The 255-nt window shown below is 64.3% G+C and carries 1 protein-coding gene; it reads left to right on the plus strand.

Annotated features, from left to right (window positions below; genetic code table 11):
• The coding region (locus ACZ3HG_RS24220; protein ID WP_465334997.1) for a (d)CMP kinase at positions 1-255 on the plus strand (255 nt) is incomplete at both ends.

Genomic DNA, 255 nt, shown 5'->3' on the forward strand with positions numbered 1-255 from the left:
CAAAGATACCGGTCATCACCATCGATGGCCCGACCGCCTCCGGCAAGGGCACCGTGGCGCAGAAGGTGGCGCGGCAACTGGGTTTCCATTACCTGGATTCGGGCGCGCTGTACCGCCTGACGGCGCTGTCCGTGCTGCGCCGCGGCGTAGCCCTGGATGACGAACACGCCCTGGCCAAGGCGGCAGAGCACTTGCACTGTCATTTCGATGGTGGCCACATCTTCCTGGCCAATGAAGACGTGACCCAGGCCATCC

It is taken from the genome of Erwinia sp. PME.40.26/001, from assembly GCF_055556675.1.